The 7,224-nt window shown below is 59.8% G+C and carries 5 protein-coding genes; 1 reads left to right on the forward strand and 4 read right to left on the reverse strand.

Translation table 11 applies throughout. The features are described from left to right. Positions 1-103: 103 nt before the first annotated feature. The 3 genes from K8U03_07150 to K8U03_07160 all read right to left on the reverse strand — a co-directional run bounded on the left by K8U03_07150 (position 104) and on the right by K8U03_07160 (position 3,374). Positions 104-712, reverse strand: a complete 609-nt coding sequence (locus tag K8U03_07150; protein ID MCE9604666.1) for a helix-turn-helix domain-containing protein — start codon at positions 710-712, stop codon at positions 104-106. Between the two features lie 205 nt (positions 713-917). Beyond that, positions 918-1,316, reverse strand: a complete 399-nt coding sequence (locus tag K8U03_07155; protein ID MCE9604667.1) for a hypothetical protein — start codon at positions 1,314-1,316, stop codon at positions 918-920. Between the two features lie 54 nt (positions 1,317-1,370). Next, complete coding sequence (locus K8U03_07160) at positions 1,371-3,374, reverse strand: heme-binding protein (GenBank protein ID MCE9604668.1); 2,004 nt, start codon at positions 3,372-3,374, stop codon at positions 1,371-1,373. A 397-nt stretch (positions 3,375-3,771) separates the two neighbouring features. Here K8U03_07160 and K8U03_07165 point away from each other — a divergent pair, with 397 nt between their 5' ends. Further along, complete coding sequence (locus K8U03_07165; GenBank protein ID MCE9604669.1) at positions 3,772-5,748, forward strand: hypothetical protein; 1,977 nt, start codon at positions 3,772-3,774, stop codon at positions 5,746-5,748. A gap of 39 nt (positions 5,749-5,787) precedes the next feature. Here K8U03_07165 and K8U03_07170 read toward each other — a convergent pair whose 3' ends face one another. Then, positions 5,788-6,693 (reverse strand): HlyD family efflux transporter periplasmic adaptor subunit, encoded by a 906-nt coding sequence (locus tag K8U03_07170; protein ID MCE9604670.1) that lies wholly within the window; start codon positions 6,691-6,693, stop codon positions 5,788-5,790. Positions 6,694-7,224: the final 531 nt, after the last annotated feature.

Raw genomic sequence — 7,224 nt, forward strand, 5'->3', positions numbered from 1 at the left:
ATCGTCGAGCGCACGATCGGTTGGATGAAGGCCTTCCGACGGCTCGTTACCCGCTACGAGTTCTACGCCTTCCTCTTCCATAGCTTCGCCAAGCTCGCTTGCCTCATGATCGTCCTGAGGCGGTTTTGAAACTGCCTCTAGCGTTGTGCGAGTCCTTTGAATTTAAGATTGCAATCGGGGCGTATTTGTTGAATATAGCGCAACCGCGCATTTCATTAAGTTCAATCCCTGCTAATTGAAATACAAAAACACCGATGTTTTCGCATCGCGACTTCCAAAACGCGAATGCATCGGACGTGCGTTGTAGTTGTGCTTGTCGAAGCATGTCGACGCCCAGCAACGCTCTAATCTTTTTTCCGACATCGGTTGGGTTCTGAGTGGTCGCAACTCCCCTAATCGCGGTCCAGGGCAATTCCTCGGTTTGTTGCATGTACTCTGCCGCCCAAGATTGCCTGTCGCCTACCAGTCGCAGAGCAATTTCAAGCTGCGAAGAAAATTCTCGCGATTGATCCTCGGGCAGTTGCCGAAAGTCGCGAAGCTTATTTACGCTGAAATTCGGTGGCTCCGGCAAATAAAACACCATCGTGTGATACTTGTACCGTTTCGCCAACCTTTTCAGCTGATTGATCGTCGGAGACGATTTCCCGGATTCCCAGGCCGCGATTTTCGATTCCTTCCAACCCTCCAGTGCAGCTACCTCGCTGATGCTCAAGTGCGTCGTCTTTCGAGCCCACGCAATAATCTGCGGTGTAGCACGTGAACTGAGTGGCATTTGAACCCAACCTTCGGATCTGAATCGAGACTGTCGGCTTTCGCCTCACACAACCTAAAGTTATAAGCAAATATTTGGTCTGCTGCACATTTCCAGTGAAACAATCCGAGTGCCTTGGGATGCTAAAGCAATTGCGTATCGCTCATTATTGAAACGGCGCGAAGTTGGTTTTATAGGAACCGGTTCCTCCTTGCGGGCGATTGCCGTGGTTCCAGCCAAGCTTGATCCAATTGTTTTTCAAGATTCCGCAGTAGTCCCAACCCCACGTTCCTTGATCGATTCGCCGTTCGTGGCCGGCGAAGAAAGTGCTTCCGCCGCCGACGTAGTAGCCGCCGTAGTGGCGCGTGTTCGAGTGCGTCGCAATCGGTTTGACCTGCTGCGGATATCCGGCCCGTTGCTCGGCGCAAGCATCGGTATGAAAGTAATCGCTCGCCTCGGCCGTGCGCGGCGTTGCATCGAAAAGCCCGACACTGAATAGTCCTATGCCGATCAGCAAGCGACAAGTATTCGCGACACCGAAGCGAAGCGTAACGTGAAGGGTCATCCTTGACTCCCAAACAAAACTTCTAAAACGAATCCGAACGAACGACTTCGCAAGCTATTTCGTCAACGGGTTTCTCGAGAACTTGAACAGCGGCAGACCGTTTTCACGGAAGCGAACCTGATCGGCTTTGCGAACGTCGTCCGGAATGTAATAGCCCTCGGCACCGTAGAAGGTGACGAAGTCGTCTTGATCGACGCCGTCGCCGCTGACGCCGAAGCCACCGGCGATCGCCGAGTTCTTGTACACCGCAGTGCTGCCCGGGAAGTACACGACGCCGCTTTGGTTCGCGATGTTGGTGAGCGAGTGGAAGTTGCGTCCGACTCCGAACGACGTGAACAAGAATTCCGGCGTCGAATCGGTCAGGTAGGTGGAAGCCGGCAGCGGGCCGCCGAGGTTCTCGCCCGTGTGCGGGTTGATGCCCGGAGCGTTTAAGCTGGAGAAATAGCCGGGATCCTTGCCGTCGATCGCTTCGGGATTCGTCGGCTGCGCGAGGTAGCGGAACGTCCGCGCAGTGAACGCCGTCCCTTTTTCGATCTCGGCTTCCGGCAACTTGTCGACGTCGCGCAGCGCCAGCTCGTTGTTGTAGTACGCCATGTTGCGGGCCTTGGCGACCGCGACATCGATCGAGAAGTACGTGGCGTCGGTCATGCGATACAGGCCGAGAATGTTTCCGTTCAGATCGGAAACGGCGAAGACCATCGCCGTCGTGTTGCCGATCGAACGAATCTGCGCGCGGGCCGCGTTGGCTTCGTCGATCCCTTGTTGAATGATCGCCGTAACGTCGGCCGCGGTGAGCGAGCCGCCGCCTGAGCCGGGCGCGGCGCCATGCGGAGTTACCAGCCAGCCCGAAGGAACGACCGTGCCGTCGAGATAGAGATGGTTCATCGGATCGACGATCTGATCGGCCCCGCTCGAGCTGAGTCCGACGCCGACTCGATCGCGCGTTTGCTGCATCACTTTGAGCCCGCCGAAGACGCCGCCGGGTCCGATGGTGTCGAGCGTGATTCCGGCGAGATCGATCCGCGCGATTCGGCCGTTGGCGTCGTAGGAAGGAATGACGAAGCCGCTCACTGCAGGAACGATCGTGCCGTCGGCCGAGGCGAGCGCCCCGACTTCAAGCAACTCGCTGCCGCCGGCCGCGGCGAAGGCGATCCATTCCGCTTCGAGCACTTGTGGAGCGTTGATCCGATTGTTCTTCGTTTGCCCGACTCCGGCGACGAACCCTTGTTCGTGCGTGGCATAACCATCGGAGCCGGGAAAGAAGACGCCGATGCCGCCGACGAGGACACCGTTTTCATACAGCGGAAGTCCGCCGGGCAAGGTGGCGATGCCGCGCGATTGGGCCGTCGTCAGGCGACCCGAGGCGTAGCCGTACGACTCAGGCGCGTAGATCCCTTGCCCGCTGGGAATGTTCGCCGAGCTGACGTTGAAACGATTCGGCAAGACGATGTCGTCGGCTGTCCCTTTGATGCCATCGAGGCCGGGATGGAGCAAGCTATCGCGATTGGTTTGCTCGATGCCGAACAAGTCGGCCGAAGGGGTGTTGCGAATGCCGGGCGGAAAGTGTCCGCCGACGCCGATCGGCGCGACGAGCCCCGGCCCTTGCACGGTCGAGCCTAGGTTTCCGGTGTTGGGGTTCGATTCGACCTCGCGCTGCGTGATCGTCGATTGCGAGAGGGTCTCGATCGTGCGCGACGTGAGGGGCCCGATCTGGTTGGCGAAGAAGGCGCCGGTGCGCGCCAAGGCCACGGCGCCGTCGATCGCGAAGACGAGCGTGTTGTTGTCGGGAATCGCATTGAGCACCCCTTGCTCGACGCGCACGCCGAGGATGTGCCCCTGACGATCGACGATCGCGATGATGGCGTCTTGCGAAGCGGAAGCGGCGGCGGCCCGATCGAGCAGAGTTTCGACTTCCGCAGCCTGCAGGGATTCGGTGTCGGCCAGTTGCACGGCGGCGGCGCCGGCGGCATCGAGGACGAGCCGCTGCTCGAGCACTTCCACGGCCAGCGTGACATAGGGAGCCGAGGAGCTTCCCGGCGTTCTCGAATCGCTTCGCATGACAGAGGCTACTCGCGCTAAATTACCTATTCCGAGGATTTGCCCGCGGGATGAACCCAGGCTACCCCTGCCGTACTTGAAATCAACGAACTTATCCGCATTTCGCGAATCGCGGGGGAACGTCATTTGTCTTCGTCCGCAAAATTGAGGGGGTTCGGTTTATCCGGTCTACGCGTTGCGACCGATACAACCGTTACGACCGCACCTAAATACCGCCCAGGTCTTACTTTTCCCCCTTCGCGAGACTCGCTCCAAACACTCCTTCTCGATCTATGTCGTGATACCGCCATCGTTTGCGTTAGCCGCGCTCCGTTCTATCCGTGCGCTCGGACTGCGCGCCGGGATCGCTGCCGGCATTGCTTCGCTGGTGGTAGTTATCGTCTGCGAGCCGGCCCGTTTGCTAGCTGCGAATGCCGTGGAAATCCCGGCCGATGCGTTCCCCGCACCGGTCGCTGCCGTTCCGCCGCCGCAAGCGCCGGCGATTCAACCTCACGCTCTTGAAGGCCCGAGCTTCTTCGACGCTTCGGGTCGGTCGTCGGTCGTCGTCGTCGGAGATGCGGCCGAGTTGTCGAAAGATCTCGACGGTCCGATCCGGTTGCCGCAGGCCAACCCAAGCGTGCTCCGCGCACCCGACGAGCCCGACTCGCTGCCGCCGGCCGACGGGCTGTCGCTGACTCCCGAATGGGATCCGTTCTTTCAATACTCGCGCAACATGCCTGCCGGCTTTACCGGCCGCTCGGGGGTTGCGCCGCGCGAAGGGCAACAGTCGCCGCATTTCGTGCCGCTGGAAGATCGCTGGCGCATCGGCGTGCCGGAATGGGATCGCTACGGCAAAGGCCATCCTATCACCGACGACTATCCCTACGATCTCGGCCGGCTGCTGAACCCTTACAAGCAGAACGTGCTGAAGGGAGATTATCCGATCGTCGGTCAGCATACGTTCTTGAACATCACGGTCGCGAACGTCACGTTGGCCGAAGTGCGACAAGTGCCGACGCCGCAGAATGCGTTCGAGGTCACGCAGAACCCGAACTCGTTCGATCAGTTCGGCAACCCCAACCAGACGTTCATTACCAACAACACGATCTTCACCGCCGACCTGTCGCACGGCGACAGCTCTTTCAAACCGGCAGACTGGCGCATCCGGGTCACGTCGGTCTTCAACGAAAACTATCTCGACGTCAAGGAGCTCGGGATCATCGGGCCCGACGTCGAAGAAGGACGCGTGCGCTATCGCACCGACATCGCGCTGCAAGAGTGGTTCGTCGAAACGAAGCTCGCGGACCTCAGCGCCGACTACGATTTCATGTCGCTCCGGGTCGGTTCTCAGCCGTTCGTGAGCGATTTCCGCGGCTTCGTCTTCGCCGACACGAATCGCGGCGTGCGACTGTTCGGCACGCGCCACGCCAATCGCGAGCAATTCAACCTGGCTTACTTCTCGCAATTGGAGAAGCAGACCAACAGCTTCTTGAACACTTGGGACAACCGCAAACAAGACGTCATCGTCGCGAATTACTTTCGCCAAGATACGTTCGTACCGGGCTACACGGCGCTGCTTAATTTTCACTTCGTCCACGATGCTCCTTCGACCCACTTCGACGCAGATGGCTTCTTGGTCCGGCCCGATCCTGCCGGCGTGTTCCAGGAACATCAAGTGAACGCGGCCTACTTGGGTTGGGGCGGCGACGGCCACATCGGACGCATCAACATCACGCATCAGTTCTATCAAGTGTTCGGGCACGATTCGCTGAACCCGATCGGCGGCCAGCCGGTGACGGTCAACTCGCAGATGGCGGCGATCGAACTCTCGCGCGACTTCGATTGGCTCCGGATTCGCGGCTCGTACTTCTACGCTTCAGGCGAAGACGATCCGTTCAGCCGCACGGCGCACGGCTTCGACACGATCCTCGACAACCCCAACTTCGCCGGCGGACAGTTCAGCTATTGGCAGCGGCAAGGTCCGCGGATCTTCGGCGTCGCGCTGACGAACCGCAACAGCTTGATTCCGGACCTTCGTTCGAGCCGGCTCGAGGGTCAGCCGAACTATATGAATCCCGGCGTTCACATCTTAAACGGCGGCTTCGATATCGAGCTCACTCAGAAACTGCGCCTCATTCAAAACACGAACCTATTGTGGTTCGACGCGACCGGCGTGCTCAAGCAGTTCTTGTTTCAAAGCCAAGTGCAAGACTTCATCGGCACCGATATCAGCCTCGGTGCCGAGTATCGTCCGCTCCTGAGCAACAACATCATCTTCGTCGCCGGCGCCGCCACGCTGGTGCCCGGCGGCGGCTTGCGCGACATTTATAACAACGTCACCGGTCCGGTTTCGTCGCTCTACAGCATCTTCTGCGAAATGACGTTGCTCTACTAACGACACGCCGCTCGCAACTCGACGCGCCGACAACTCGGTTTACTGCTCGCCGAGGATTTCCAGCTCGACCTCGACGCCGGGCCGCAGCCCGAGCCCTTTGTTTTCGACTTCGGCCCAGATCCGAAACTGCCCGCCGTGTTGCAACACCGGGTTGACGAACACGACCTCGCCGGGGAACGTGCGGGTCTCGCCGCCGGCGACGACGACGGTGGCCTTCAGCTTCCGGCCGGCGAGCTCTTCCGGCGCGTGCTCTGCGAACTTCACGAACCCTTCCACGCGCAAGCGATCGAGTTGCACGATGCGTAGAATCGGGCGACCGACTTCGACCCATTCGTCTTTCTGGCGGAAGACTTCGACCACTTGCCCTTCGACCGGCGCGACCAACGTGCGATCGATGATCTCGACTTGAGCGAGCCTGACCTTCGCTTCCGCGATCCGATCTTCGATCACCTCGATCGCTTGCTCGAGCTTCGCCGCCTCGATGCGCATCTGGGCGTCTTTCACGGCGAGTTGGAGCTTATCGAGCTGCACGATCGAATAGGCCCGCGCCGACAGGCGATTGGCGTCGACCGAAGCCGCGTACTCGGTCGAAGCCGAGCGATAGGCGTTCTCGGCCGCTTGGATTTCCACGGCGCTCAGCGCTCGGGCCCGAGCCGATTCGTGCTCGGCGCGGGCGACGTCGCACTGCATCTCGGCCTGCGCCTTATCGATCGCCCCCACGACATCGCCGGCGGCGACCGTGCTTCCTTCCTTCACGCTCAAAGCCGAGATGTTTCCCGAACGCTTCGCGGCGATCTCGATGTCGCGAATCAACGACACCAGGCAGTTCGCGATCTTAAACGACTTGGCTCTCGGGTTCGCGAGCGGCGCCTGCGCCGCAGACCGATCACAGCAAACCGCGCCGACACCGAGGAGCACGACGAACGCAATCCATCGCCTTGCCATGACGCATCCTCTCGCTGGAACCGAAAATTTCTCTCGCCGACACCCTCATAAGGTAAGGTACCCGACCCAGCAAACAGCGACAACTCCGTTAAAGTAGCAGGCACGTTCCACGTGCCGTAGCCACGTGCGCCGTTCGAGCTGAATGCAGCATCGCGACGCACGCAGCTCTGTTCACACTCAACTCCGTTCAATAGCCCCGGATGCATATCCGGGGCCGCACCGCAACGATCGTTCGCAATCAACTGTGGCGGACGGCACGTGGAACGTGCCTGCTACTTTGGCGCAAAGCACGGCCGTGATCGCGCTTGCTTGCGACATAAAAAACATTCGTGCGTCGTCGCCCGAGCGGGCCTGGGCATCTTGTCAAACGATTCTCTGCGCAGAGCATTTCGCCCGAACCGGCTTGCTTCGCGGGAAGCAAGACTGGCTCGCGCGACGACGCACCGGACGACGCCCAGAGCAGCGAAGCGTTCTCTGCGATGTTGCAACCTCGCAGAGAACGTCGTGCAAAATTCGATTCTCGGTTTATTA

This window comes from Planctomycetia bacterium (assembly GCA_021413845.1).
Taxonomy (GTDB): domain Bacteria; phylum Planctomycetota; class Planctomycetia; order Pirellulales; family PNKZ01; genus PNKZ01.

Excerpts from the sequence above, each read along its gene's own strand:
- K8U03_07155 (MCE9604667.1), bottom strand. The coding sequence starts at position 1,316 with ATGACCCTTCACGTTACGCTTCGCTTCGGTGTCGCGAATACTTGTCGC.
- K8U03_07160 (MCE9604668.1), bottom strand. The coding sequence starts at position 3,374 with ATGCGAAGCGATTCGAGAACGCCGGGAAGCTCCTCGGCTCCCTATGTC.
- K8U03_07170 (MCE9604670.1), bottom strand. The coding sequence starts at position 6,693 with ATGGCAAGGCGATGGATTGCGTTCGTCGTGCTCCTCGGTGTCGGCGCG.